At 72.0% G+C, this 25,634-nt stretch carries 16 protein-coding genes; 5 read left to right on the top strand and 11 right to left on the bottom strand.

The features are described 5' to 3' along the window. Positions 1–53: 53 nt before the first annotated feature. Positions 54–1,202 (top strand): dipeptidase, encoded by a 1,149-nt coding sequence (locus BMW67_RS08895; RefSeq protein WP_072747172.1) that lies wholly within the window; start codon positions 54–56, stop codon positions 1,200–1,202. 54 nt (positions 1,203–1,256) lie between these two features. Here BMW67_RS08895 and BMW67_RS08890 read toward each other — a convergent pair whose 3' ends face one another. The 6 genes from BMW67_RS08890 to groES form a co-directional block, all read right to left on the bottom strand. After that, entirely contained in the window at positions 1,257–2,339 is a 1,083-nt protein-coding gene (locus BMW67_RS08890; RefSeq protein WP_072747219.1) for a flagellar basal body P-ring protein FlgI, read from the bottom strand. Positions 2,340–2,413: 74 nt separating this feature from the next. Then, positions 2,414–3,424: a flagellin gene (locus tag BMW67_RS08885; RefSeq protein ID WP_072747171.1), complete on the bottom strand. Its 1,011-nt coding sequence runs from the start codon at positions 3,422–3,424 to the stop codon at positions 2,414–2,416. Between the two features lies 1 nt (position 3,425). Then, positions 3,426–4,892: a flagellar hook-associated protein FlgK gene (gene flgK / locus BMW67_RS08880; RefSeq protein WP_072747170.1), complete on the bottom strand. Its 1,467-nt coding sequence runs from the start codon at positions 4,890–4,892 to the stop codon at positions 3,426–3,428. A gap of 31 nt (positions 4,893–4,923) precedes the next feature. Then, positions 4,924–6,231 carry a flagellar hook protein FlgE gene (locus BMW67_RS08875; protein ID WP_072747169.1) on the bottom strand — a complete coding sequence of 436 codons (1,308 nt, stop codon included), beginning with the start codon at positions 6,229–6,231 and terminating at the stop codon, positions 4,924–4,926. Between the two features lie 230 nt (positions 6,232–6,461). Then, a complete protein-coding gene (gene groL / locus BMW67_RS08870) occupies positions 6,462–8,096 on the bottom strand; it encodes a chaperonin GroEL (RefSeq protein ID WP_072747168.1) in 1,635 nt (544 codons plus the stop codon). A gap of 77 nt (positions 8,097–8,173) precedes the next feature. Continuing rightward, a complete protein-coding gene (gene groES / locus BMW67_RS08865) occupies positions 8,174–8,488 on the bottom strand; it encodes a co-chaperone GroES (protein WP_072747167.1) in 315 nt (104 codons plus the stop codon). A 201-nt stretch (positions 8,489–8,689) separates the two neighbouring features. On the opposite strand from groES, the gene BMW67_RS08860 reads away from it, so the two are divergent. From BMW67_RS08860 to BMW67_RS08850, 3 genes are all read left to right on the top strand, one after another. After that, positions 8,690–9,892 (top strand): TraB/GumN family protein, encoded by a 1,203-nt coding sequence (locus tag BMW67_RS08860; protein WP_072747166.1) that lies wholly within the window; start codon positions 8,690–8,692, stop codon positions 9,890–9,892. A gap of 62 nt (positions 9,893–9,954) precedes the next feature. Beyond that, positions 9,955–10,821, top strand: a complete 867-nt coding sequence (locus tag BMW67_RS08855; protein WP_072747165.1) for a TIGR01459 family HAD-type hydrolase — start codon at positions 9,955–9,957, stop codon at positions 10,819–10,821. A gap of 84 nt (positions 10,822–10,905) precedes the next feature. Beyond that, complete coding sequence (locus tag BMW67_RS08850) at positions 10,906–11,214, top strand: hypothetical protein (protein WP_072747164.1); 309 nt, start codon at positions 10,906–10,908, stop codon at positions 11,212–11,214. Positions 11,215–11,226: 12 nt separating this feature from the next. On the opposite strand, the gene BMW67_RS08845 is transcribed toward BMW67_RS08850, so the two are convergent. From BMW67_RS08845 to BMW67_RS08835, 3 genes are all read right to left on the bottom strand, one after another. After that, complete coding sequence (locus BMW67_RS08845) at positions 11,227–11,889, bottom strand: YjbF family lipoprotein (RefSeq protein WP_072747163.1); 663 nt, start codon at positions 11,887–11,889, stop codon at positions 11,227–11,229. A 14-nt stretch (positions 11,890–11,903) separates the two neighbouring features. Continuing rightward, positions 11,904–14,366 carry a YjbH domain-containing protein gene (locus BMW67_RS08840; RefSeq protein WP_072747162.1) on the bottom strand — a complete coding sequence of 821 codons (2,463 nt, stop codon included), beginning with the start codon at positions 14,364–14,366 and terminating at the stop codon, positions 11,904–11,906. 121 nt (positions 14,367–14,487) lie between these two features. Then, on the bottom strand, positions 14,488–15,336 hold the full coding sequence (locus BMW67_RS08835; protein WP_072747161.1) for a hypothetical protein: 849 nt from the start codon (positions 15,334–15,336) through the stop codon (positions 14,488–14,490). A 78-nt stretch (positions 15,337–15,414) separates the two neighbouring features. Here BMW67_RS08835 and glf point away from each other — a divergent pair, with 78 nt between their 5' ends. Beyond that, on the top strand, positions 15,415–16,542 hold the full coding sequence (gene glf / locus BMW67_RS08830) for a UDP-galactopyranose mutase (RefSeq protein WP_072747160.1): 1,128 nt from the start codon (positions 15,415–15,417) through the stop codon (positions 16,540–16,542). A 15-nt stretch (positions 16,543–16,557) separates the two neighbouring features. On the opposite strand, the gene BMW67_RS08825 is transcribed toward glf, so the two are convergent. Beyond that, positions 16,558–17,931 (bottom strand): aminotransferase class I/II-fold pyridoxal phosphate-dependent enzyme, encoded by a 1,374-nt coding sequence (locus BMW67_RS08825; RefSeq protein WP_072747159.1) that lies wholly within the window; start codon positions 17,929–17,931, stop codon positions 16,558–16,560. 28 nt (positions 17,932–17,959) lie between these two features. Continuing rightward, complete coding sequence (locus tag BMW67_RS08820) at positions 17,960–25,567, bottom strand: type I polyketide synthase (RefSeq protein ID WP_072747158.1); 7,608 nt, start codon at positions 25,565–25,567, stop codon at positions 17,960–17,962. Positions 25,568–25,634: the final 67 nt, after the last annotated feature.

Here is a 25,634-nt window from a genome sequence, read left to right as displayed (position 1 = left end):
TCCTTCCGCCGCCACCATTCCCCGCAAGGGGCCCAGGCGTGAGGGAAGCGGCCATGATTTCGAGAAGAACCTTTCTTGCGGGCGCAGGGCTTGCCGCCGCGGGCGCCGCGGGCTGGCAATTCGGTCTGCGGCCGATGCTCGATCCCGCGCCGGCCAAGGTCGGCTTCGAGCTTGACGATGAAACCCTGCGCGCTGCGCGCGACTTCATGGCCCGACATCCGATCATCGACAGCCACGCCCACCCCGGGAGAACCTTTCTGCGCAAGGCTGAGAACCTTTCCTTCAAGATTCGGCTCTACAAGCTTCTGGGCGGCGCTTTCGAGGAACGCACGCTTACGGACATGGCCGAAGGCGGCGTGGACGGCGCGGTCTTCAACGGCGTCGCCGACGTTCAGCTTCTGACCCTGAGCGACGAGGGCCTTGTCGCCGGGCGCGAATTTTCGCCCGACGAGGCATGGACCTCATACCGGCGCCAGATCCGGAATCTGCGCGCCCTCGCGCAGAACGGGCTCGTCCGCTTGTGCCTGAACTCGGCCGACGTCATGGGCGCCAAGGCCGCCGGTCAACGCGCCATGATCCTGGCGTTGGAGGGCGCGGATTTCCTCGAGAACGACCTTTCGCGCATCCGCCAAGCGCATGAAGACGGCGTGCGCATGCTGACGCTCGTTCACTACCACGACAACACTCTGGGCGACATCATGACCGGCACGGTCGGCTCGCGCGGCCTGACGGACTTTGGCCGCGAGGCCGTGGCCGCGATCCAGGAGGCCGGAGTCATGATCGACCTGTCCCACGCTTCCGAGAAGACCGCGTTCGACGTTCTTTCGATGTCGAAAAAGCCGGTCGTTCTGACGCATACCCACATCAACACGCCGACGCTCAGCCATCCTCGCTTCGTAAGCCGCGAACTCGCGCAGGCCGTCGCCGAAACGGGCGGCTACATCGGCGCGTGGCCGGCGGGCATCGGGATCGACTCTCTTGCGCAGTTCATCGACCGCGTCGAGTTTCTGCTCGACGCCGTCGGCGCCGCTCATGTGGCGCTGGGCTCGGACATGGACGCCAACTACAAGCCTGTGCTCGAAACCTATCGCAAGATGCCGCTGGTGGTCGGCGCGCTGATGCGGCGAGGCGTAGCCGAACAGGATCTGGCCGCCATCATGGGCGGCAACGTGCTGCGCGTCATGGACATGTCCCAGGCCTGAGCAAGCCGGCCGCGAAGGCGTCGAAGCCGCGCATTCGCGCGCGGCTTGGACGCGCTATCGCACGATGAAGTCGGCATGCAGCGCCCCCGAGGATTTGAGCGACATCAGGATGTCGATCAGCCCCGAAGACGTGACGCCGATCATGTTCAGTCCGGCGACCAGGTCATCCAACGTCACGTTCCCGTCGATGACGAACAGGTTGCCCTGCCCGCCCTGGTTCACGTCGATATTGGTCCTGGGAACGACGATCGTCTCGCCGTTCTTCGCGAAGGGATTGGGTTGAGAGACCGTCGGCGTCTCATCGATGCGGATGGTCAGCCCGCCCTTCGAAATGGCCACCTTGGAAATGCGCACATCGCCGCCCATGACGACCGTTCCCGTGCGCTGATCGACCACCACCCGTGCGACCACCGAGGGGTTCACGGTCAGATTCTCGATCCGACTGATCAACGCGGCCGGGCTCAGGCCTGAGCCCGCGACGTCGACCTGAACCGTGCCCGAATCAAGCATGACCGCCGGCGCGCCGGGCAGGGTCTTGTTGATGGTCTCGGCGATGCGCGAGGCGGTCGTGAAATCGGCCTCGCGCAAGGCCAGGCGGATGTTCGGCATCGATGCCAGGGAATAGTCGATCTCGCGCTCGACGCGGGCCCCTCCGGGAATGGTGGCGACCGTGGGCACGCCCAGGGTCACCTTCGCGGCGGCCCCTTCGGCCAACACGCCCCCCGCGACGATGGAGCCCTGCGCGACTGCATATATGTCGCCGTCGGCGGCATTGAGCGGCGTCATGATGAGCGTTCCGCCCAGCAGGGATTTCGCGTCGCCAATGGCCGAAACCGTCACGTCGATCTTGCTTCCGGCGCGCGCGAAGGGCGGCAGAACCGCCGTCACCAGAACCGCGGCGACATTCTTCGGACGGAAGCTTTCGCCCGACACGTTGATCCCGAGGCGCTCGAGCAGGTTCGCCAAGGCCTCTTCCGTAAAGGGAGAGTTGCGCAATCCGTCGCCCGTCCCGGCCAACCCCACCACAAGGCCATAGCCGACAAGGTCGTTGCCGCGCACGCCCTCGAAATCGACCAGATCCTTGATCCGCACATTGGGCCCATGGCCGCGCCCTTCGACGCCCGGAGCGGGCGGCATGACCCCCGGCGCGGCGGGCAACGCGCCGGCCCACGCAAGCAGCATCGCCGCCGTCAGTCTGAACAACAGCCGGTTCATCGCAGATAATTCACAAGGCGCATGTTGGACATGCGCACCGCGACGGTGAAGGCGGCGTCAAGCTGCGACTCCAAAGCCTGGAACTCGGACGCCGCCTCATACTGATCCTTGCCAAGGATCGACGTGCGGGCCAGCTCGAGCGCGCTCTTGCGCCCGGCCACAAGGTCGGCCGCGCGTTCGACGCGCTCCTGCCGCACGCCGACCGTCAGCCTGATGTCGTCGAGGTCGCCCATCGCCCCCATCGCGCGCTCGGCCGCATCCTGCAAAAGCGGCAGAACCATCGCATCGCCGCCGGTGAAATGGCCTTCGGTCGCCACCACCGCAGTGGCCAGACCAGCCAGCAACTTGCGAAAGGCGTCGGCGTCCGCCCTGACGTCGAAGGCGATGCGCTCGGACGGAGCGACCTCGACATCGGACGCGTCCGCGCCCGACCCGAGATAGGCGCTCGTCTCGAAACCGCCGCCCGCCGCAAGGAAATATCCGTCGATCTGCGCCTGCACGCCGGTCAGGGTGATCTCCGGCGCGGTCAGCGCGGTGACGGCGCTCAGAATCGCGTCGGCATCGAGCAAGGCTGGGCCGTCGGCCTGGGCGCCGGCGAACAGCGCGCGCCCGCCATAGCTGGCGTTCAGCGTGGCCACGACCGACTCGAAGGCCGCGCGCGCATCGGCGGCATGCGCAAGCGCCCCCTGCAGATCCTGAAGTTTGACCTCGGACAGCAGGTCGATCCCGATCGCCTCGCCCGCCGTGCGGATGGTCTCGAGCGCGACCTGCGTCGCATCGAGCCGACCTCGCGCCGCCGAGATCGCATCTCCATAGCCGCCCATCCGCGTCAATTCCGCGTCTATCGCATGCAGGCGCGAAACATCGCCTCCGCTCGCCGCCAACTGATCGGCGCGCAAGCCGGTGGACAACTCCTTGGCCGAGACGCGCATCTTCTCGGACACGCGCGAAGTGAACATCTGCGTCTGGCGGTGCGCGAAAAGGTCGGAGATTGCCGAGAACTTCATGTCAGATCTCCATCAGCATCTTGATCAGCGAGTCCGTGACCTCGAGCACCCGGGCATTGGCGGCGTAGGCCTGCTCGACCAGCATCAGCGCCGCCATCTCCTCGTCGGTATCGACGCCCACGACGGCGGCTTCGGCCTCGGCGAACATTTCGTGACGTCCCGCGGACAGGGCCTGCGCCTCGTCCGCCGCGCCGGCCTCGGCGGCGCGCACCGCGGCCGCGCGCGCCGCCAGGTCGGAGAAGCCGACATCGGCGAACACCAGCGAAGCGGCGTCGGGCGTCCGCAGCTCGGTCATGCGCGAGACCAGAGCGCGCAGCACGTCGTCCTCGGCCGCGTCGCCGGGGGCCGAGGCGTAAAGACCGTCGCGCAGCCGCCACAGCTCGCCGCCATTGTCGGGATCGGCCTGAGCATTGACGGCGATGCGGCCGGCAAGTCCGACCAGGTCGCTCGGGTCCAGCGGACCGCCCGCATCGGTGAAGAGCCCCGCCGCCCCCAGCGTGATGGTCGGGTCGGCGCTGGAATCCTCGAAGCGCGCGATCAGATCCGCGGCCAACGCGTCGATCTGCGCGTGCGCTTCGGGGCCAAGCACGTCGCGCACGTAAAAGTGCGCGCCAAGCGAGCCGCCGTCGAGGGGCCCGCTCTCATCCTCGCGCCCTGCGGCGATGGCGCGTCCATCGATGGAAAGCCCCGAGAGAGCCCCCGAAGACAGCGTCATGTCCGGCGTGATCATGCCGGTGGGGGTGAACTCGAGCCTGCGCGCGCGGCCGTCCAGAAGCACCGCGCCGTTGGCTGTGTAGAGAGCCAGCGCGTCGCCGTCGCGCGCGACCGTGCGCACGGGCACGATCGAGGCGATCTTGTCGACCTGCACCTGGCGCTGCTGCTCGAGCGCCGCGGTCGAGCCGCCGATCGCCCGCACGCCCTTGATCTCGGCGTTCAGGCGCTCGATCTCGGAAAGGGCGTCGTTGACGGTCTCGACCTCGCGCGCGATGGCGGCGTCGGCGTCCATGCGGATGCGATCGAATTCGGCCGAAGCCTGAGCGACGCCGCGCGCCAGCCCCTTGGCCGCCTGCAGCGCGGCGGCCTGCAGCGGCTCGCTTTCGGGCGTGTCGGCCAGCCGCCGCAGGGCCGTCTCCAGCGTGGCGGCAAGCTGGGGAAGGGCGCCGGCCTGGCCGGACTCGCCGTAAACCGCGCTCATGCGCGACTGCGCCTTCGCCGTCACCCCGCGCGCGGCGCTCTCGGCCTGCGCGGCGCGCCGATCCGCGGTTGCGCGCGGATCCGTGGCGCGGGTGACGCGCTCGATGCGCACCCCCGCCCCGCGCCCCTCGAGCACAGCGGCCGACAGCTGCACCTCCTGGCGCGCATAGCCTTCGGTCATCGCGTTGGCCACGTTGCCCGAGATGATGTCGCTTCTTTTCGCCGCCGCGGCCAGGCCGCTGAGGGCGTTGGCGAATGCGCCGCTGATGCTCATGGTGCTTCTCCGTCAGGGCTGGGGGCCGCCGTCAGCGCTTGATGTTGGTCGTTTCCTGCAACATCTCGTCGACGGTCTGGATGACCTTCGCGTTCGAGGAATAGGCGCGCTGGGTCTGGATCAGATGCGTCAGCTCGTTGGCGATGTCGGTGGTGGACTCTTCAAGGGCGTAGCCCTGGAACGAGCCGGTCGGCCCGTCGCCCGCGTCCCACAGATACAGCGAGCCGCTGTTCGCCGTGACCGAGAAGGCCTGGGCGCTTTCGGGCTTCAGGCCGTTGAGGTTGGGCACGTCGGCCAGCGGGATCTGGTAGATGGTCTTGGTGAATCCGCTGTCGTAGATGGCGTTGAGGAAGCCGTTCTCGTCGATCTCGACGCCGCTGAGCGTGCCCACCTCGTTGCCGTTCTTGACCACCGAGGTCGGGGCGAACTCGGCCGAAAGCTGCGTCAGGAGCGTGGACGTTCCGGGCACGCCGATCTCGACCGTCATCGGGCCGCCATCGACGTTGAAGCTCAGCTCGCCCGTGGTCGCGTCGAAGGTTCCGCCCGAGACGGGGGTCACCGACAGGATCGAGCCGCCCGAGCCGCGCGTGTCGTCGAAGACGATGGTGAACTCGGCGACCGGGTTCAAGGCGGCGGGGGTGGCCGAATCGTCGAAGCTCAGCGTCCAGGTGTTCGACGCGCCCGAGGCCGGAACCGTGGGCGTGAACGAGGCGAGCAGCGTCTGCGAGGCGCCCACATTGTCGAAATACTCGATGGGAATGTCGAGCGTGTCGCCGCTGGCCCCGGCCTGGGTGGCGGTGGCGGGCAGGTTGGCGCCCATCCAGATCTTGGTGGTGGGCGAGGTGGCGAACTGGCTCGAGAACACGTTCACCGGCTCGAGCCCCGCCGAGCCGTTGCGCGGCTGCGGGGGGATGTTGCCGTCGGCGTCCGCCGGCCAGCCCAGCAGGACCAGCCCCGAAGAGGTTTTCAGGACGCCCTCGTCATCCGGGCGGAACGAGCCGGTCGAGGTCAGCAGCAGCGGCAGTTCGCCCTGCTGCGCGTTGACCGCCGCGACGGTGGTCACCGGCAGCATGCCGCGTCCCGCCACGGCGATGTCGAGGGGGTTTTCCGTGGTCACCAGCGCGCCGTTCGCCTCGACGTCGCGGCGGCTGGCCACGCGCACGCCGCCGGCGGTGTAGCTGCCCCCCTGCGAGGACACGACCAGCGACGAGAACTCGGCCTCGGCCCGCTTGTAGCCAAAGGTGCCCGAGTTGGCGATGTTGTCCGAGATGGTGGCGAGCTTGGTGGCGTTGACGTTCAGCCCGGCGACGCCAGCGTTGAGCGAGGAGGAGATGGTCATGGGGGATCCTTCTTCTGCGGTCTCCGTCCGCCCCGCCGATCGGTCAGACTGGGGGAGAGCGCGGCGGGGGATGCGTTCCGATCGCGTTCACCATGCGCCGAATCGGTTTCCGGCGGGTTAAGGCGGGCCGTTCCGCGAAGAAGGCGAAAAGAAGGAAAAAACCGCCGCCGATCCTTCGATCGGCGGCGGTCGGGGCTTTCAGGCCGCCCCCCGAAGGGGGCGAGGCATGATTACATCATGCCGCCCATGTCGGGCATGCCGGCGCCGGCGCCCGCGTTCTTGGGCTCGGGCTTCTCGGCCACCATCGCCTCGGTGGTGATCAGCAGGCCGGCGACCGAGGACGCATCCTCGAGCGCGGTGCGCACCACCTTGGCGGGGTCGATGATGCCCATTTCGACCAGGTCGCCATACTCTTCGGTCTGGGCGTTGAAGCCGAAGTTCGGGCTCGAGCTCTCGAGCACCTTGCCAGCCACCACGGCGCCGTCGACGCCGGCGTTCTCGGCGATCTGGCGCAGCGGAGCCTGGATGGCGCGGCGCACGATCTTGATGCCCGCATCCTGGTCGGCGTTGTCGCCCTTCAGGCCCTCGAGGACCTTGCCCGCGTGCAGCAGCGCGACGCCGCCGCCGGGAACCACGCCCTCCTGCACCGCGGCGCGGGTGGCGTTCAGGGCGTCATCGACGCGGTCCTTGCGCTCCTTCACCTCGACCTCGGTCGCGCCGCCGACGCGGATCACCGCGACGCCGCCAGCCAGCTTCGCAAGACGCTCCTGCAGCTTCTCGCGGTCGTAGTCCGAGGTGGTCTCCTCGATCTGCTGACGGATCTGGGCGACGCGCGCCTCGATCTCGGCCTTGTCGCCGGCGCCGTCCACGATCGTGGTGTCGTCCTTGGTGATGCGGACCTTGCGGGCGCGGCCGAGCATGTCGATGGTGACGTTCTCGAGCTTCATGCCCAGCTCTTCCGACACCACCTGGCCGCCGGTCAGGATCGCGATGTCCTGCAGCATGGCCTTGCGGCGATCGCCGAAGCCGGGGGCCTTGACGGCCGCGACCTTCAGGCCGCCGCGCAGCTTGTTCACCACCAGGGTGGCCAGGGCCTCGCCCTCGACGTCCTCGGCGATGATCAGCAGCGGCTTGCCCGACTGGATCACCTGCTCAAGCAGCGGCACGAGCGGCTGAAGCGAGGAGAGCTTCTTCTCGTGCAGCAGGATGTAGGCGTCGTCCAGCTCGGCCACCATCTTGTCGGCGTTGGTGATGAAGTAGGGCGACAGGTAGCCGCGGTCGAACTGCATGCCCTCGACGACCTCGGTCTCGGTCTCGAGGCCCTTGTTCTCCTCGACGGTGATCACGCCCTCGTTGCCGACCTTCTGCATGGCCTCGGCGATCTGACGGCCGATCTCGGCCTCGCCGTTCGCCGAGATGGTGCCGACCTTGGCGATCTCGTCGCTGTCCTTGACCGGACGGGCCAGCTTGCGGATCTCCTCGACCACGGCCGCGACGGCCTTGTCGATGCCGCGCTTCAGGTCCATCGGGTTCATGCCGGCGGCGACCGCCTTCATGCCTTCCTTGACGATGGCCTGGGCCAGAACGGTCGCGGTCGTGGTGCCGTCGCCCGCGGTGTCGTTGGTGCGCGAAGCCACTTCGCGGACCATCTGGGCGCCCATGTTCTCGAACTTGTCCTCAAGCTCGATTTCCTTGGCCACCGACACGCCGTCCTTGGTGATGCGCGGCGCGCCGAACGACTTGTCGAGCACGACGTTGCGGCCCTTGGGGCCCAGCGTCACCTTCACCGCGTCGGCGAGGACGTTGACGCCCTTGAGCATGCGATTGCGGGCGTCGATGTTGAATTTGACTTCCTTGGCAGCCATGTCTGTCTGCTCCTGTTATCTTGCTTTCAGCGCGTTGCGATCAGCTTGGCGTTGAAACGTTTTCGTTCAGACGAGCCTCAGGCGGCCTTCGAGGCGGCGCCGGCGTCCTCGATGATGCCGAGGATGTCCGACTCCTTCATGATCAGCAGGTCCTGGCCGTCGATCTTGACCTCGGTGCCGGACCACTTGCCGAACAGGATCCGGTCGCCGACCTTCACCGACATGGGGATCAGCTCGCCGCTGTCCTTGCGCGCGCCCTCGCCGACGGCGATGACCTCGCCCTCCGAGGGCTTTTCCTTGGCGGTGTCGGGGATGATCAGACCGCCCTTGGTCTTCTCTTCGGACTCGATGCGGCGCACCAGCACCCGATCATGGAGAGGCTTGAAGTTCATGGAAGTCGCTCCTTGCATGCGGTTTCCAAGTCGTGTCTCGTTGCTCCCTGCGCCGCGCGCCTTGTCGCCGTGGGCTTCTCCACGATTGGGCGCGGCCCGCGGGCCTGGGTTGTTAGCACTCTCGATGGGTGAGTGCTAACTCGCCCTGCGAAATAGGAGGCGGCCGGTGAGTTGTCAAGAGATCCGCAACCGGGGGGCGGCATGATTTTTTTCCTGCTCGGGCGGTCGAAACGGCTGCGGGCGGCCCTTGGGGCGCTGGCGCGGGCCGGCGCCGCCGCCCGGTTCTGCGCCGCCATCTGGGCCGCGCTGGCGGCGGGGTTCTGGGCCGTCGCCGACGCAGCCCCGGCAGGCGCGGCCTGCGCCGGGCGCGACCTGGCGGCCGAAATGGCCGCAAGCGATCCGGCCCGCCTTGCGCGCATCCGAGCCGCGGCGGCCGCGCAGCCCTATCACGAGGGGCGGCTGTGGCGCATCTCGCGCAAGGGCGCGCCCGATTCGTGGATTTTCGGCACCTTCCACTCGGCCGAACCCGCCGTCGCCGCGCCCCCGCCCGAGGCGCTGCGCGCCCTGCGCGCGGCGCGGGTGCTGATGCTTGAGGTCACGCCCGAGGAAACCGCCCGCATGCAGGCGGCGCTGCGGGCGCGGCCCGATCTTCTGATGGACCTTGGCGGCCCGGGCCTCGACGCGCTGCTGAACGAGGAAGAGCGCGCGCTGGCCAGGCGCGTCTTCGCGGCCTATGGCATGGAGTGGGACATGGCCCGGCGCCTGCGGCCATGGTTCGCGCAGACCATGCTGGCCCAACCCCCTTGCGCGCTGGCCGAGGCGCAGGGCGCGCCGGTCCTGGACGCGCGCCTTGCCGAGGCGGCCGCCGGCCTGGGCAAGCCGGTGGCCGGGCTCGAAACCTGGCGCGAATCCCTGGGCGCGCTCATGGAGCAGAGCCCCGACGAGCAGCGCGCCGGCCTGCTTCAGGCGCTGGCGCTGGCCAACCGGGCCGAGGATTTCCAGCGCACCGCCGCCGCGCTGTATCTGCGCGACCAGACCCTGATGATCTGGGAGTTCGGCCGCGCCCTGACCCGCCAGATCCTGCCCGAGGCCGAAGCCGAGCGAAGCGAGCGCGCCTTCTGGCGCCGGGTCGTGAGCGAGCGCAACGCGCGCTTTCTTCGCGCGGCCGCCGACGAGCTGGCCCGCGGCGGCGCGCTGATCGCGGTGGGGGCGCTGCACCTTCCGGGCAAGGACGGGATGCTGGCGCTTCTAGCCGAGCAGGGCTACGCGCTGACACGCATCCCGGTGGCTTCGACGGCGAGCGCGCCCGCCACGCGGGAAAGCGCCCCCCTCGCCCCGGGGGAAGACCCGCTCCTCGCTCCGGCCGGGCGCGCCCCCGTCGCCCCCGTCGCCCCCGGGCGCTGACCGCTTGCCAGCGCGGCGCGGGGCTGGCATTCGACATGCGCCCCAGCATTCAGGAGCCCGACATGCCCGACGCCCCGCCCATCATCGATTCCCTTGCGCAGATCGCCGACCGCTACGACGCGCTGCTGTGCGATCTGTGGGGCTGCCTGCACGACGGAACGCGCGCCCATGACGCGGCCGTGGCGGCGCTGCGCGACTTTCGCGCCCGCGGCGGCCGGGTCATCCTGATGACCAACGCGCCGCGCCCCTCTTCGGCGGTGATCGCGCAGCTCGACCGGCTGGGCGCGCCGCGCGACTGCTACGATGGCGTCCTGTCCTCGGGCGACGTCGCGCGCGCCGCCGTCGAGGCCGGCGAGTGGGGCCGCAAGGTCCACCATATCGGCGCGCCCAAGGACGAGCCCTTCTTCGAGGGGCTGGACGTGGAGCGGGTTCCTCTGGACCAGGCGGAATCGGTCATCTGCACCGGCCTGCGCGACGACCTGACCGAAACGCCCGAAATGTATCGCGACATCCTGCGCGAAGCGCAGCTGCGGCGGCTGCCCATGCTGTGCGCCAATCCCGACGTGGTGGTGGACATGGGCGACAAGCGCCTGTGGTGCGCCGGCGCGCTGGCGCGCGACTACGCCGCCATGGGGGGGCGGGCGACGGGCTATGGCAAGCCGCATGCGCCGATCTACGACGCGGCGCGGCGCATGCTGGCCGAGATGGGCGCCCAGCCCGACGATTCGCGCATCCTGTGCATCGGCGACGGCATCGCCACCGACATCGCCGGCGGCGTGGCCGAGGATCTGGACACGCTGTTCGTCACCGGCGGCATCGCGGCGGCCGAGCTTGGCGCGGACCCCGACCGCCCCGAACCCGAGCGCCTGGCCCGGTTCTGCGCGCGCCACCGGGTTTCGCCGCGCTGGGCGATCGCGCGGCTGCGCTGAGCGCGCGCCACGCGCCGTTCATCGGCTTTTCATTGCGAGAAGCGGGAAAATTGCGTAGATTGCCGCCAAACAGGAGTGATTGACATGAAGCCCATCGCCTTTCTCTGCGCCCTTTGCATGACGGCAAGCTCGGCCCTGGCCCAAGGCGCCGGCGTTCCGGGTTCCGCGCCCGCGAACCCGCCGGTCAAGACCGTCGCGGCGGCGCAGAACAACCCGCAGGTCCCCGCGGCCGGCGTCGCCCAGAAGGACGAGGACGACGACGACAAGGTCGGCGGCTGGCTGATCTCGGGCTCGGACCTGGCCATCATCGGCGGCATCGGCGTGATCGCCGCGGTGGCGGCCGCCGCCATGCTGGGCGACGGCGACGGGCCGACCCACACCACCGCCGAGTGAGGGGCGCGCCCCTCATCCGCCATAGGGGCGGATGATCTCGATGTCGATCCAGCCCGCCTGCGGCCCCAGCCGCTGGCGGGTTTTCCATGCAAAGCCGGTGCGCGGATCGACCCAGTGGCGGTTCTCGAAGCTGCGCCCGGCGTCGTGGCAGGTCTCGGCCACCTCGACCAGCGAGAAGGTCAGCTCCAGAATCTCGACCTGGGCCGGCCCGACGATGCGCGGCGCGCAGCGCCAGGCTTCGGAGCGGATGCGCAAGAGCGCGTCGCGGCGCTTGAACACCCGGTCGTAATGCACCGGCCAGCGCTCGGGCGGGGTCGGGCGCACCAGCGGATCGTCATCCTGCGCGACGACGCCTTCGAGCGGCTCGGCCAGCCCGCGAACCCGCGTCACCAGCCCGCCGCGCAGGGTGACGCTGCGCCGGTTGGCCGAGACATAGGTCACATGCCCGCCATTGTCGGCCGCCGCGGCCAGATAGGCCGGCGCCGGCGCGCCGTCGGGCCGCGCCGAGATCAGCGCGAAGCGCAGCGCATTGGCGCGCGCGCGCGTCAGCGCCGGCGCGGGCGCCGCGGCGGGGCCGCCGCTCAGCCCCGCGCGCACGCGCGCAACCGTGTCCTCGAAGGGCGTGCGGTCCGAACCGCAACCCGCCAGCGCCGCCGCCGCGGCCAGCGCCGTCATCCACGCCCGCCGCCTCATTTCCAGAACGTCCCCCATTGCTCGCGCAGCGCCGCGCGGTCCGAATCGCGCACCATCGGCCAAAGGCGGTTGTCGACCTCGAGCCGCTGGCCCCCGTCGCGCGTCAGCGGCTTGAGCACGCTGCGGAAGCTCGACCGGTTCTCGCCCGGCAGAGCCCAGCCGAAGGGAATCGTCACGCGGATGCCCTTGTCGAAGCTGCCCTCGCCATACTCGTCGAACGGCACGTCGGTGAGGGTGAAGAAGCCGCCGACCTCCCAGCCATTGGCGAAACGCCGCGTCAGGCTGAAGGTCGCGCCCCAGTCCCCGGCCAGGTAGCGCCCCGCATCCACCTGCGCCTCGAGCCCGAACCAGCCGGTCTTCCAGTAGACCGAGGCATGGCCGGTCGTCACCTCGTAATCCAGCAGGCCGAAGCGCTGGTCGTAGTCGCGCTGGCGCACATGGTTCAGCTCGACGCCCAGCCCCAAGGGCAGATCGGCGCGCTTCCACAAGAGCTCGGCGCCGATGCCGGCGAACATGGGCTCGAGCAACCCGGCCGAGACGCGCCCGAACACCGCCGGGGCGGGCTTGAACAGGAAATCCGCGCTCAGCCGCTCGAGCGCCGGGTCGCCCTCGCGCAGATACAGAGCAAAATCCGAGCGCACGTGCGGCAGGGTCGAGTTGGACTCGCGCGTGATCTGGTCCAGCGTGCCGACCACGCGCTTGGCGCCGCGGGCGGTCACGGACAGCCCGCGCGCCAGCTCGACCGCGCCCGAAGCCACAAGGCGCAGATCGGCGCGCAGCGGCTCGTCGGGATCGAACAGGTTGACCGGAACCGTGGGCGTCAGGCTCCAGCTCAGGCGCGGATAGGCGCCCGGCGGCGGCGCGGGGCGCGCGTCGGGATCGGCGTCGAAGACACGCGCCCCAAGCCAGCTGCGCCGCGCGCCGTCGGGATCGCCGGCCTGATCCTCGAGCAGGCTGCGGCGCAGCTGCACGGTCACCGTCGGCAGGCTGGATTCGAGCAGGGTGACGTCGAACAGCTCGACCGAGGGCGGCAGCGTGGCGGCCATGCGCGCCGCCGCCCGGCCCACGGCCTGCGCGTTGTGGCGATAGCGGGGGTTGCGCAACTCGATCTGCGCGCGCGTGGGTTCGAGACGCGCCGCCGCCAGCTCAAGCCCCTCTTCGGCCAGCGCGGCGCGCAGGGCCTCGAGCGCGGCGGCGCGGGCCTTGGGGTCCTGGTGCCAGGCCACGTCCGCCGTCAGCGCCGTCACCCGCGCCTCGCGCGCCGCGGCCTCGATCCAGGCGCGCCCGGCCGGACGCAGCACCACCGAGCAGATCGCCGCGCCGCCGGGGCTGACGAAGGTGACGCCATCCACCATGCCCAGCTCGGCGTCGATGGCGCGCGCGGCGTCGGCGGGGCAGTCATAGCCCTGCACGCGCGCGCGCGCCCAGCGCGCCCCGGCGGGGCCGGCCCGCTCGAGCCGCACGGCGCCCACGCCCGCGGGCATCGGGCCGGCGGGCAGGTCGTCGATCATCTCGCGCACGGGGCCGAAGCGCTCGTCCGCGGCGGCGGCGGCGCGGCGCGGCGCGATGGGCGCGGGCCCGTCGTCCAGATCCTGCGGGACCATCGGCGCGTCGGGATTGGCGGTGAAGGTGGCGCGCAGGCCGAACTCGGTTCCATACATGGCGTAGGCGCCCAGCTCGAGCCCCGCGAAGGGCCGGTATTCCAGCCCGAAATTGAACGGCGCGCGCTGCTCGATGCCGCCGAACTTGCGCTCGCGCGTGTAGCGGTCGGGCGAGTATTCGGCCTTCAGCCGCAGGCCCTCGATGGGGGTGCGCCATTCGATCCCGCCGAAGAAGCCGACGTTCGGACCGCGAAAGAACTGCCCCAGCCGAACCTGGCCGGTGGCGTCGCCGGTCAGCCGTTCGCGCTTGCCGGCCGAGGAGGCGACCCAGCGCAGGGGGTTCTCGACGCCGTTGAGCTCGGCGAAGCGCCCCCAGCCCATGCCGCCCGTCAGCGTGACGTCGGGCGTCAGGTGCTTGGTGGCGACGATGTATTCGCCCGAATAGACGCCCGTGCCCAGCATGTCCTGCAAGCCGATCGCCACCGCCGGGAAAAGCGCGGTCTCGTCCGAGATGCGGAACTTGAGATCGAAGCTGCGGTCGTAGAGCGCCGCGCCGCCGTCGTAGAACTCGTCGATGATCGCGTAGCGGAAGGTGCCCTCGAGCCGCGGCAGCGCCTGAAAATGGAAGGTGTTGCGCAAATAGCCGCCGAACCACGAGGTGGTGAGCGAGGCCTGCCCGTCGGGCTGGCTTTGCGCGCTGGGCATGTCGATCAGCCCGGTGACGCCGTAAAGGTTCAGCGACGGGCGATCGGCCGCGCCGGGCGCGCGCGCGGGGGCGGGGGCGCCGCTCAACAGAACGGCGGCGCCCGCCAGAACGGCGCCTGTCGCGCGCGTCGCCGCGCCCCTGCCTCTCGTCACGCTGATCGCCTTCTTTGCTGCGCGATTTGACGTGGAATTTTCACCATTCGCGCGGCGCTGTCACCCCCCCGGCGCGCGCGCGGCCCATCGGCGGGCCGCTGTCGCCCGGGGGCAACAAGGCTCAGCCCTTGCCCAGCAGCGGGCCGACCAGCTGCGCGCCGATGGCCAGCGCGGCGCGGCGCGCCTTGTCCGGGCGCCACAAGCGCGGGTCCGTGGCCAGCGTCCACAGCGACAGCGCCGCCATCGCCGGCGGCCCGCCCGCCCCCGGCGCCGACAGCGCCATGGGCCAGTGGCCCGCCGCCTCGGGATGGGCGGCGAAGAAGGCGGCGCGCTCGGCCGCAAGGTCGCCCCCCGCCGCGGCGGCCCGCGCGGCCAGATGGCGGCCGAGCGGGCGGCGATGGGCCACGGGCGCGGCGTCGATCACCGCCACGGCGCCGGGCGGCGCGAAGCGATGCCAGACATAGTCCAGCCCCTTGCCCCCGCGCCGCCCCTCCATCAGCGGCAGCGCGGCGCGCAGCACGCAAGGAACCATCATCGGGGCCATCAGCTCGACGAAATTCGTGCGCCTGAGCCGCGTGCCGCGGTGCTGCACGGTGACGAAGTGCGAGAACACGCTGTCGCGCGTCAGCGCCGGCTGGCACAGCGCCAGATCATGCGCGCGCGCCATGGCGAAAAGCCGCTCGACCGTGGCGCCGTCGGCCTCGATGTCGTCGTCGGGCAGCCAGATGCGCTCGCGCTCCAGCAGGTCGGGCCGCGCCGAGAACAGCCGGTGCAGCGCGTCCCATTTGCCGCCCTCGATCGGGATCGCCTCGTCGGGGGCGAACGCGTCCAGGTCGGGCACGCGCTGATAGGGCGACAGCACCAGATCCCAGCTGCGCGCCGCGCGCGGCGCCCGCGCCCAGCCCCCCACGCGATGGTCGGCGCCGATGCGCAGCACGACCAGCGGGCGGGGTTCGGCAGTGGTGGTCACGTTGCGCGCTCCGCCTTTACGCGAGGATGGGGGGTTGTTAACAGCACGCCTAGTTGAAAACGCAAGGGAAGGTCAATCATGGGCCGCATCTGCATCGTGGGCGCCGGATTTTCAGGCGCCGTGATCGCGCGCGAACTGGCCGAGGCCGGCTTCTCGTGCCTTGTGGTGGACGAGCGCAGCCACATCGCCGGCAACTGCCACACCGAACGCGATCCGCAAACCGGCGTGATGGTGCATCGCTACGGCCCGCACATCTTCCACACGGCCGACGAAGAGGTCTGGCGCTACGTCAACCGCTTCGGCCGCATGGAGCCCTTCGTAAACCGGGTCAAGGCCACGGCGCGCGGGGCGGTCTATTCGCTGCCGATCAACCTGCACACCATCAACCAGTTCTTCGGCAAGACCTTCTCGCCCGCCCAGGCGCGCGCCTTCGTCGAATCGCGCGCCCGCCTCGACATCCAAGAGCCGCGCACCTTCGAGGAGCAGGCCCTGCGCTTCGTCGGCGAAGAGCTCTACCGCACCTTCTTCTACGGCTACACGAAGAAGCAATGGGGGGTCGAGCCCGCCGAGCTGCCCGCCTCGATCCTCAAGCGCCTGCCGCTGCGCTTCAACTACGACGACAACTACTTCAACCACCCCTTCCAGGGCATGCCGCGCGACGGCTACACCGCCATCGTCCAGCGCATCCTGGACGTTCCGGGCGTCGAGCTGCGGCTGGGCTGCGCCTTCGAGGAGCTGGACGAGCCCTTCGACCATGTCTTCTACTCGGGGCCGATCGATCGTTACTTCCAGTATCGCGAGGGGCGGCTTGGCTACCGGACGCTGGATTTCGAGGCCGAGCGCGCCTCGGGGCCCGAGGTCGACTTCCAAGGCTGCGCGGTGATGAACTATCCCGATCCCGACGTGCCCTTCACCCGCATCTCCGAGCACAAGCACTTTGCGCCATGGGAGCGGATTCCCGACCAGACGATCGTGTTCCGCGAATACTCGCGCGCCTGCGGGCCGGACGACATTCCCTACTACCCGATCCGCCTGGTGAACGAGAAGGCGATGCTGCTGAAATACGAGCAGATGGCCGCGGCCGAGAAGGGCGTGACCTTCGTCGGGCGGCTGGGAACCTATCAGTATCTGGACATGGACGTGACCATCCGCCGGGCGCTGGACGCCGCGCGCGCCTTCCTGACCGCCCGGCGGCCGCGGGGCTGAACGCCCGGCCGGCGCTCAGCCGGCGATCAGCGGGCGCGCCAGCGCCTCGGGCAGGGCGGCGGCCGTGATCTCGACGGCGCGGTCGATCTGCTCGGGGGCGTGGTCGGCGCTGACGAAGAAGCGCAGCCGCGCCTGCTTCTCGGGCACGGCGGGGAAGGTGATGGGCAGCGCGTTGACCCCGCGCCGCCGCACCATGTCCGACAGGATCGCCGCGCGGGCGCTGTCGCCGACGATGACCGGCGTGACGGCGAAGCCCTGCGACAGCCCGGTGTCCAGCCCGGCGGCGCGCGCGCGCTCGAGCAGGCGCGCGCCGTTGCGCTGCAGCCGCGCCACGCGCTCGGGCTCGGCCTCGAGCACCTCGAGCGCCGCCAGCGCGGCCGCCGTCAGCGGCGCGGCCAGCCCCACCGAATAGACGAAGCCCGGCGCGGTGGCCTTGAGCAGATCGACCAGCGCCGCCGAGCCGGCGATGTAGCCGCCGCAGGACGACAGGGTCTTGCTGAGCGTGCCCATCCAGATCTCGACCGAGGCCGGATCGACGCCCTGCGCCTCGGCGATGCCGCGGCCCGTGGCGCCCAGCACGCCCAGCGCGTGCGCCTCGTCCACCATCAGCCAGGCGTCGTGGCGGCTCTTGACCTCGACGAAGGCGGGCAGGTCGGGCGCGTCGCCATCCATCGAGTAAAGCCCCTCGACGGCGATCAGCACGCGCTCGAAATCGCCGCGCCGGCGGGTCAGAAAGTCATCCACCCAGGCGAAGTCGTTGTGCGGAAAGGTGATGCGCGTCGCGCCCGACAGCCGCGCCCCCTCGTAGATCGAGTTGTGGGCCAGCGCGTCGACCAGCGCCAGATCGCGCGGCCCCAGCAGCGTGCCGATGGCGGTCACGTTCGTCGCATGTCCCGAGACGAAGGCCGCCGCGTCCTCGACGCCCAGGAAACGCGCCAGCGCCTGCTCGAGGCGGCGGTGCAGGTCGCGCTCGCCCGCCACCACGCGGCTGGCCGAGACCGACACGCCGTAGCGGTCGATCGCGGCCTTGGCCGCGGCGCGCACATGCGGGTGACCGTTCAGGCCAAGATAGTTGTAGGACGAGAAATTGAGCAGCTCGCGCCCCTCGATCACGCAGGTCTGGGCCGCGTAGCCCTCCTGCACGCGGAAGAAGGGCGGCTCGATGCCCATCATCTCGGCCGCGGCGCGCTGCATGCGCATCTGCTTGTGTGCGGGCAGGGTCGAGAAGTCGAAGCTGCGCCGCGCCGCGCGCCGGGCCGGCGCGGGGCGTTCGGCCTGCTCGGCGGCGGGGCGCCGGGCGCGGGCGGCGCGCAGCTGTTCGAGCAGCGCCGAGCGCCGCGCCGCCGCGAAACGCCCCTGCCCGTCCTGCGGCGCGCCGTCCTCGCTCATCGCCTCCTCCTCGCTCGTGCGGCGCGCGTCACAGCGCGCGCCCGGTTTCGTCCGCCCGCCGCGCGATCTCGGCCAGCGCGGCGGGGTCCACGCCCTCGGCCACATGGCGCTCGGCCAGCTCGGCGGCGGCGCGCGCGTCGCCGTCGGCCTCGTTCGGGGCGACCTCGACCTCGAGCGCCCGCGCCAGCGCCCGCGCGGCCACGTCGGTCAGCGTCGCGCCGCCCGACAGCGACATGAGCGGCAGATCGACGCCCAGCTTCTCTTCCGCCGCCATGCGCAAATCGACCGCCATGAGGCTGTCGAAGCCCATATCCGTCAGCGGCTGGGCCGGGTCGATCTCTTCGACCGGCAGGCGCAGGATGCGCGACACCTCCTGCGCCAGGCGCTCGATCACAAGGCGCAGCGCCTCGTCCTCGGGCAGGCCGCGCACCAGCGCCGCCAGATCCGCCGCCCCGGCGCCCGCGCCCGCCTCGAGGCGCGGCATGGGCAGGCGGGCGAAAAGCGGCGTCGCGGTCAGCGCCAGCTCGCGCCGCGCCGAGGCCCAGTCGAGCTGCGCATAGCCGATGGCCGAAAGATCGGCCGGATCCTGCGCGGCCAGGGCCATCTCGAGCCCGGCCAGCGCCTCGCGCGCGGTCAGGGCGGCGGCGCCCAGGCGGCCCGACAGCAGCTTTTGCGTCTGCTCGTCGCGCGTCAGATAGCCCGCATCCGAAATCGCGCCCCAGGCCATGGCCAGACCCGGCAGCCCCGCCCGGCGGCGCTCGGCCATCAGGGCCTCGAGATAGGCGTTGGCCGCCACATAGGCCGCCTGCCCCGGATTGCCGATCAGCGTCGTCGCCGACGAAAAGACCACGAACATGTCAAGCTCGAGCCCGCGCGTCAGCAGATCGGCGTTGCGCGCGCCGGCGATCTTGGGACGCAGCACGCGGCGCACGCGCTCGGCCTCCTGATTGGCCAGCAGGCCGTCCTCCAGCACCATGGCCGCGTGGATGACGCCGCGCAGCGGGGCCGGGCCGCCCTCGATCTCGGCGATGAGGGCGCGCATGGCGTCCTGGTCGGCGGCGTCCACGGCGCGGATCTCGACCGCGGCGCCGGCGGCCTCCATGCGGCGGATGGCGGCGCGCGCGCCCTCGGTCGGCCGCCCCCCGCGCGAGGTCAGCCACACCCGCCGCGCCCCGCGCTCGACCAGCCAGGCGGCGGTTTCGGCGCCGAAGCCGCCCAGTCCGCCGATGACCAGCCAGGCGCCATCGGGACGCAGCGCGGGCGCCGCGGCGCGCGCGGCCGGCGCGGGGGCCTTGGGCGCGCGGATCAGGATCTTGCCCACATGGCCCGACTTCTGCATCAGGCGGAAGGCGTCGGCGACGTCCGAGGGATCGAACGCCGCATGCGGAAGCGGCGCCAGGTCGCCGCGCGCGAACAGCCCGCCCAGCGCCTCGAACATGCGCCGCGCCAGCTCGGGCCGATGAACCAGCAGCTGATCCGCGTCCACCCCGAAATAGGTCAGGTTGCGGCGGAAGGGTCTGAGCCCGATCTGCGAGTCGGCGTAGAAGTCGCGCTTGCCCAGCTCGATGAAGCGCCCGAAGGGGCGCAGGCATTCGAGCGTGCGCTCGAGCGCCTCGCCCGACAGCGAGTTGAGCGCCACGTCGACCCCCTGCCCCTCGGTCGCCGCCAGGACCTGGGCGGCGAAGTCGAGCGAGCGGCTGTCGAACACGCGCCAGGCGCCCAGGCGGCGCAACAGCGCCCGCCGCGCCGGCGTGCCCGCCGTGGCGATCACCCGCGCCCCGCGCGCCGCGGCGATCTGGATCGCCGCCAGCCCCACCCCGCCGGCGCCGCCATGGATCAACGCCGTTTCGCCGCGCGACAGGTTCGCCAGCTGCACCAGCCCATACCAGGCGGTCAGGAATGCGGCGGGGATGGTCGCGGCGGCCAGAGGCTCGACGCCCTCGGGCAGGGGCGCGGCGGCGTCCTCGCGCACGCAGGCATGGCTGGCGAAGCAGGAAGAGGCGAAGGCGATCACCTGGTCGCCCGGCTTGAAGCGCGTGCAGGCCGCGCCCACGCGCGTGACCACGCCCGAGCACTCCATGCCCAGCGTCGGCCCGGCGAAGCCGTCCTCGAGCGCCTCTTCGGGCAGCAGGCCCTGGGCCCACATCACGTCGCGGAAGTTGAGGCCGGCGGCCAGGATCTCGATCTCGATCTGGTCGGGGGCGGGATCGGGCCGCGGCGCGACGCGCCACTCGAGCGTGTCGATGTCGCCCTGGCGGGCGATCTCGAGCCGGCGGATCGCCGCGCCCCCGGCCGCGGCGGCGCGCGCGCGGTCGGGCAGGTCGGGGGCGCGCTGCACGCGCACGCCCGAGCGGCCAAGCCGGTCGTGCACCGTCTCGCGATCCTCGGCGGGGGCGCGCAGCTCGGCGGCCAGGGCGGCGAGGAAGGCGTCGTCGTCCAGCTCGGGGTCGAAATCGGCAAGGCGCAGGTCGAGAGCGGGGAACTCGTTCGCCGCGACCCGGGTCAGCCCCCACATCGCCGCGTCCAGCGGGCGCAGGCTCCGCCCGGCGCCGGCGGCGACGGCGCCTCGGGTGACGACCCACACCCGCGACGGCGCCCGCGCCTCGGTCAGCGCGCGGCGCAGCGCCATGATGCGGGTGGCGGCCTCGTCGGTCTCGTCGGCCCGATCGGGGGCCTCGGCCGGAAGGAACAGCAGCTCGGCGCCCTCGGGCGCGGCCCCAAGATCGGCCAGCGCCGAGGCGCGCGCCGCGATCCCATGCGCGCCCAGCGCGTCGGCCAGCGCCCGCGCGGCGGCCTCGCGGCCCTCGGGGGCGACGACAAGCAGGCCCGGCGGCAGGCCGGGCTCGGCCGCGCCGTCCTGCGCGGCGGCCGCGTCTCCCTGCGCGGGTTCGGCGGGCGCCTGGCCGCCGGGCCGTTCGGCCCCCGCCGCGGCCTGCGCCGGGGCGCGGGCGGTGAGCAGGGCGGCCTGCGTCTCGGCGCTGTCCAGGGCGGCCGCGGCGGCGCCCTCGAAGCCGGCGCGGGCCAGATCGGCGGCCCATTCGGCGCCGTCCTTCTGAAGGCCAAGCGGCGCCTGCGGGTCGAGCGTGTCGCGCCACCAGGGCGCGGCCAGGCCTTCGGTCAGGTCCAGGGCAAGGCCGGGGGCCTCCTCGACCGCGGCGACGAGCGCGCCCGGGGCAAGGCGCCGGCGCAGGGCGGCCAGGGCGTCGGCATCCATGCGCGCGAGCGCGTCGGCGCACAGGACAAGGTCGAAATCGGGCGCGTCGGGCAGCTCGTCGAGGGCGGCGAAGCGCAGCCCCGCCCGCCCCGGATCGGCCATGGCCAGCGCGCGCGCGCGCCGCGGGTCGGGGTCGGCGATCACGGCGCGGGCCAGGCGCCCGGCCTCGGCCGCCTCGGCCAGCCGGTCGACCAGCGCGGCGGGCGCGGCGCCCAGCACCAGCACGCAGATCCGCCGCGCGGCCGGCGCGGGCGCGTCGGCCAGCAGCGCGTCGAGCAGCCGCTCGAGCGCGGCCCAGCGCGCCTCGCCCGCCGGGCCGGCGGCGCGCATGCGCAGCTGCGCGTCGAGCAGCCGCTCGAGCGCGGCCCAGCGCGCCTCGCCCGCCGGGCCGGCGGCGCGCATGCGCAGCTGCGCGGCGGTGCGCGGCTCGTCGCCCGCCCCAAGCCCTTCGGCCAGCGCGCGGGGCAGGCGCTCGGCCGCGTCGATGATGCGCATCAGCTCGTTGATCCGCCGCGGCGCCTCGGCCAGCAGGGCCTCGGTCAGCTGCTCGGCCGAGGGATAGGGCGCCTCGGCCAGGCGGAAAGCGCCTTCGGGCAGGCGCACGAGCGCCCCGTCATCCTCGAGCGCGGTCAGGATCCGCCACAGAAGGGGGCGCGCGTTTTCGGCCAGGCGCCCCTCGGCCTGCATGGCCGCCGGGTCGATCACCCCCTCGCGCGCAAGCGCGGCCGCCGCGTCGAACGCGGCGCGGCGCGCCAGCGTGTCGATCAGCAGCGCGCCGGCGCCCGGCTCGGGCGGGGTCTCGGCGGCCAGGGCGCGGGCGCTTTCGGCGACTGGATCGAGCGGCGCGGCCGCGCGGCCCTCGGGCGGGGCCAGCCGCTCGAGCGCGTTGCGATAGACCAGCGCGCGCGGGTCGGCCGAGCGGGTCATCTCGACCGCCTTGAAGCGCACCTGGTCGGCCTCGGCCAGCGGGGCGCCGTCATGGCCGACAAGCGTGAAGCGGGCCACGATCTCGCGCGGGCCGGCGCGCAGGATCTCGATCCACGCGCCGCGAATGCCGTCGGCGGGGCCGAACAGCGTCAGGCGGCCGATGCGGATCGGCAGGAAGGCGCGCGCCGGCCCGCCCGCGCGCGCGGCCTCCGGGACCATGGCCAGCAGGCCATGGAAGGCGGCGTCAAGCAGGATCGGATGGATCGTGTGCGCCTCAAGATCCAGCCCCTCGGCGTCCAGGCGCGAATAGGCGCGCTGCGCGTCAAGGCGCATGACCGCCGCGGCGCGGCGAAAGCTGGGGCCGAACTCGATGCCGATGCGCCGCGCGCGCTCGTAAAGCGCCGCGCGGTCCATGGTCGCCGGAGCCTCGGGCGCCGGGCGCGGCGGCGGCGGCGCGCGGAAGGCGCGGCGCACGCGCCCGCGGGCATGCAGGGCGAAATCCTCGCCCGCCAGACGCGCGCGGCTTTCGATCGAGACGACGGCGCGTTCGCCCTCGAGGCGCACGCGCGTCTCGCGCCCGGCCTCGTCGTCGAGCGCGAGCGCGCGCAGGATGTCCAGATCGACCAGCTCGATCGGTCCCTCGGCCAGCGCCGCGCGCCCGGCCGACAGCGCCATGTCGGCGAAGGCCGCGCCGGGCGCCACCACCGAGCCGCCCACCCGGTGATCGCCCAGCCAGGCCGGGCAGCGCGCGTCGATCGCAGCGCGCCAGTCGCGCCCATGCTGGCGCGCGGCGAAGCCCAGAAGCGGGTTCTGCCGCCCCGGCTCGAGCATGCGGATCGCTTCGTCGTCCAGCGCCAGGCGGAAGGTCTGCCGGCGCCACGGATAGGCGGGCAGATCCTCGGCCGCCTTGCGGTCGGGGCCGAAGAAGCGCCGCTCGGCCAGGCGCGCGCCCTGCGTCGCGGCGCGGGCCGCGACGCGGCGAAGGTCGGGCGCCTCGTCGCGCTCCTCGAGCGAGGGCAGCGCGGCGGCGGGGCGCGCCTTGGCCTCGGCCACGTCGCGCAGATAGTTCAGCAGCACCGGGCGCGGGCCGATCTCGACGAAGACGCCGCAGCCATCCTCGATCAGCGCCTCGACGCCGGCGCGAAAGCGCACCGGCTGGCGGATGTTCTCGATCCAGTAGGCCGGGCCCAGCTCCTGCCCGTCGGCGGGCCGCCCCCAGGTGGCCGAGACGAAGCGCGCGCGGCATTCGTCGGGCCGCGCCCAGGCCAGCTCGGCGGCCAGCGGCGCGACGATGCGGTCGGCCAGCGGCGAGTGGAACGGATATTCCAGATCCAGCCGCCGCACGGCGATGCGCCGCTTGCGCGCGGCGCGCGCAAAGGCGTCGAGCGCCGCCTCGGGCCCCGAAACCGTGACCGAGCGCGGCGAGTTCTCGGCCGCCAGGCACACCTCCTCGAGCCCCTCCTGCGCCAGAAGCTGCTCGACCTTGTCGGCCGGGGCCAGGGCCGCCGCCATGCCGCCGAGACCGCGCAAGGGCTCCTGCCCATGCGAGCGGACATGGATCAGGCGCACCGCGTCGGGCAGATCGAACGCGCCGGCCGCCCAGGCGGCGGCCACCTCGCCCACCGAATGGCCGATCACCGCGTCGGGCGTCAGCCCCTTCTCGGCCAGGCTTTCGGTCACGCCGACCTGGATGGCGAAGAGCAGCGGCTGGGCCAGCGAGGTCGCGCGCAGCCGCCGCTCCAGGTCCTGGTCGTGCAGGGCCTGCGTCAGGCTGACCTCCGACAGGCGCTCGAAAATCGCCGACACCTCGTCGAAACGCGCGCGGAACACCGGATCGGCCGCGTAGGCGGCGCGTCCCATGCCCACGAACTGCGCCCCGTTGCCCGAATAGACGAAGGCGGTGCGCGTCTGGCCGGCCATGGCGCGGCCCACGGCCAGGTCGGCGCTCTCGCCTCCGGCCAGATAGGCGTCGAGCGCGGCGGCCTGCGCCTCGGGCGCCGAGGGCACGACGATCAGGCGGTGGGACAGGCGCTCGCGCCGGTAGGCGGCGGCGTTGGCCAGGCGCGCGGCCTCGTCCGCCGAAGCGCCCCGAAGGCGGTCGCGCCACGCGCCGGCCAGGGCGCGAAGGCTTTCCTCGGAACGCGCCGAGATGATCAGCGGCGCCGGCTCGGGCTGGGCGGGCGGGCGGCGGCGCTCGGCCTCGGAGGGCTGGCGCAGCACGGCATGCGCATTCGCGCCGCCGAAGCCGAACGAGTTGACGCCGGCGTAAAGCGGCGCGCCCGATTCGGGCAGCGGAACCTCTTCGGCCGCGACGCGCAGGTTCAGCCCCGCGAAGTCGATGTCGGGGTTGGGCGTTTCGAAATGCAGCGAGCGCGGCAGCACCCCATGTTCGAGCGCGAGCTGCGCCTTGAGCAGCCCGACCAGGCCCGAGGCCGGCTCGAGATGGCCGACATTGGTCTTGGCCGACCCCACCGGCAGCGGCGCGGCGCGGCGCGCGCCCAGCACCCGCCCCAGCGCCATCGCCTCGACCGGATCGCCCACGCGCGTGCCGGTGCCATGGGCCTCGACGAAGGCCAGCCGCTCGGGATCGATCCCGAGGCGTGCATAGCTGGCGCGCAGCAGCTCGGCCTGAAGCTCGGCGCTGGGCATGGAGACGCCCGTGGTGCGCCCGTCCGAGTTGACCTCGGCGCCGCTGACGACGCCAAGGATGCGGTCCTGGTCGGCGATGGCGGCGGCCAGGTCCTTGAGCACGAAGGTCACCGCCCCTTCCGAGCGCACATAGCCGTCGCCGCGCGCGTCGAAGGCGCGGCACAGCCCCGAGGGCGACAGCATCGTCGCCTGCGAGAAGCCGATGAACGGGAAGGGCGAGAGCAGCATGTTCACCGCGCCGACGATCGCCGTCTCGACGCGCCCCGCGGCGATGGCCTCGACCGCAGCGTGCAGCGCGTAGAGCCCGGACGAGCACGCCGTATCGACCGTGAAGCTGGGGCCGTGCAGGTCCAGCACATAGGACAGCCGGTTCGAGATCAGCGACAGCGTGTTGCCGGTCATGAACTGGGCGCCGGCGGCGGTGGGGTCGAAATTGAGGTGATTCGAGTAGTCCGAGGCCGAGGCGCCCACGAACACCCCCGTCCGGTCCTTGCGCATCGCCGAGGGCCGCAGCCCCGCCTTCTCGAGCGCCTCCCACGTCACCTCGAGCAGCAGGCGCTGCTGGGGGTCCATCTGCTCGGCCTCGCGCGGCGAGATGCCGAAGAACCCGGCGTCGAAGTCGAAGGGGGCGTCCAGCTGGCCGGCGGCGAAGGTGTAGGCCCGCCCCGCGCGCGGCACGTCGGGATGGGCGAAGCGCTCGCGGATCCAGCGGTCGGACTGCACTTGCGAGACCGTGCACCGCCCCTGCATGAGCACCGACCAGAATTCCTCGGGGTTGCGCGCGCCCGGCAGGCGGCACGCATAGCCGATGATGGCCGCTTCGCGCGGTTCGACGGGCTTGAGCACTCGATCGCCTTTCCTGGTGTCCGACTTCCCCCAACGGCAGTCCCCACCGCCGTTATCGCAAATGCGC

This window comes from Oceanicella actignis (genome assembly GCF_900111545.1).
In the GTDB taxonomy this organism is placed as follows: Bacteria; Pseudomonadota; Alphaproteobacteria; order Rhodobacterales; family Rhodobacteraceae; genus Oceanicella; species Oceanicella actignis.
The sequence above is the reverse complement of the archived record's forward strand: the minus strand, read 5'-3'. Positions and strand labels throughout refer to the sequence as shown.

What these genes read in the sequence shown, in the direction of transcription:
- BMW67_RS08825 (WP_072747159.1), bottom strand. Translation starts at nt 17,931, where the DNA reads ATGAGCGAGGACGGCGCGCCGCAGGACGGGCAGGGGCGTTTCGCGGCG.
- BMW67_RS08890 (WP_072747219.1), bottom strand. Translation starts at nt 2,339, where the DNA reads ATGCCGCCCGCTCCGGGCGTCGAAGGGCGCGGCCATGGGCCCAATGTG.
- BMW67_RS08845 (WP_072747163.1), bottom strand. Translation starts at nt 11,889, where the DNA reads ATGACGGCGCTGGCCGCGGCGGCGGCGCTGGCGGGTTGCGGTTCGGAC.
- flgK (WP_072747170.1), bottom strand. Translation starts at nt 4,892, where the DNA reads ATGAGCATCAGCGGCGCATTCGCCAACGCCCTCAGCGGCCTGGCCGCG.
- groES (WP_072747167.1), bottom strand. Translation starts at nt 8,488, where the DNA reads ATGAACTTCAAGCCTCTCCATGATCGGGTGCTGGTGCGCCGCATCGAG.
- glf (WP_072747160.1), top strand. Translation starts at nt 15,415, where the DNA reads ATGGGCCGCATCTGCATCGTGGGCGCCGGATTTTCAGGCGCCGTGATC.
- BMW67_RS08885 (WP_072747171.1), bottom strand. Translation starts at nt 3,424, where the DNA reads ATGAAGTTCTCGGCAATCTCCGACCTTTTCGCGCACCGCCAGACGCAG.
- BMW67_RS08895 (WP_072747172.1), top strand. Translation starts at nt 54, where the DNA reads ATGATTTCGAGAAGAACCTTTCTTGCGGGCGCAGGGCTTGCCGCCGCG.
- BMW67_RS08875 (WP_072747169.1), bottom strand. Translation starts at nt 6,231, where the DNA reads ATGACCATCTCCTCCTCGCTCAACGCTGGCGTCGCCGGGCTGAACGTC.
- groL (WP_072747168.1), bottom strand. Translation starts at nt 8,096, where the DNA reads ATGGCTGCCAAGGAAGTCAAATTCAACATCGACGCCCGCAATCGCATG.
- BMW67_RS08860 (WP_072747166.1), top strand. Translation starts at nt 8,690, where the DNA reads ATGATTTTTTTCCTGCTCGGGCGGTCGAAACGGCTGCGGGCGGCCCTT.
- BMW67_RS08850 (WP_072747164.1), top strand. Translation starts at nt 10,906, where the DNA reads ATGAAGCCCATCGCCTTTCTCTGCGCCCTTTGCATGACGGCAAGCTCG.
- BMW67_RS08855 (WP_072747165.1), top strand. Translation starts at nt 9,955, where the DNA reads ATGCCCGACGCCCCGCCCATCATCGATTCCCTTGCGCAGATCGCCGAC.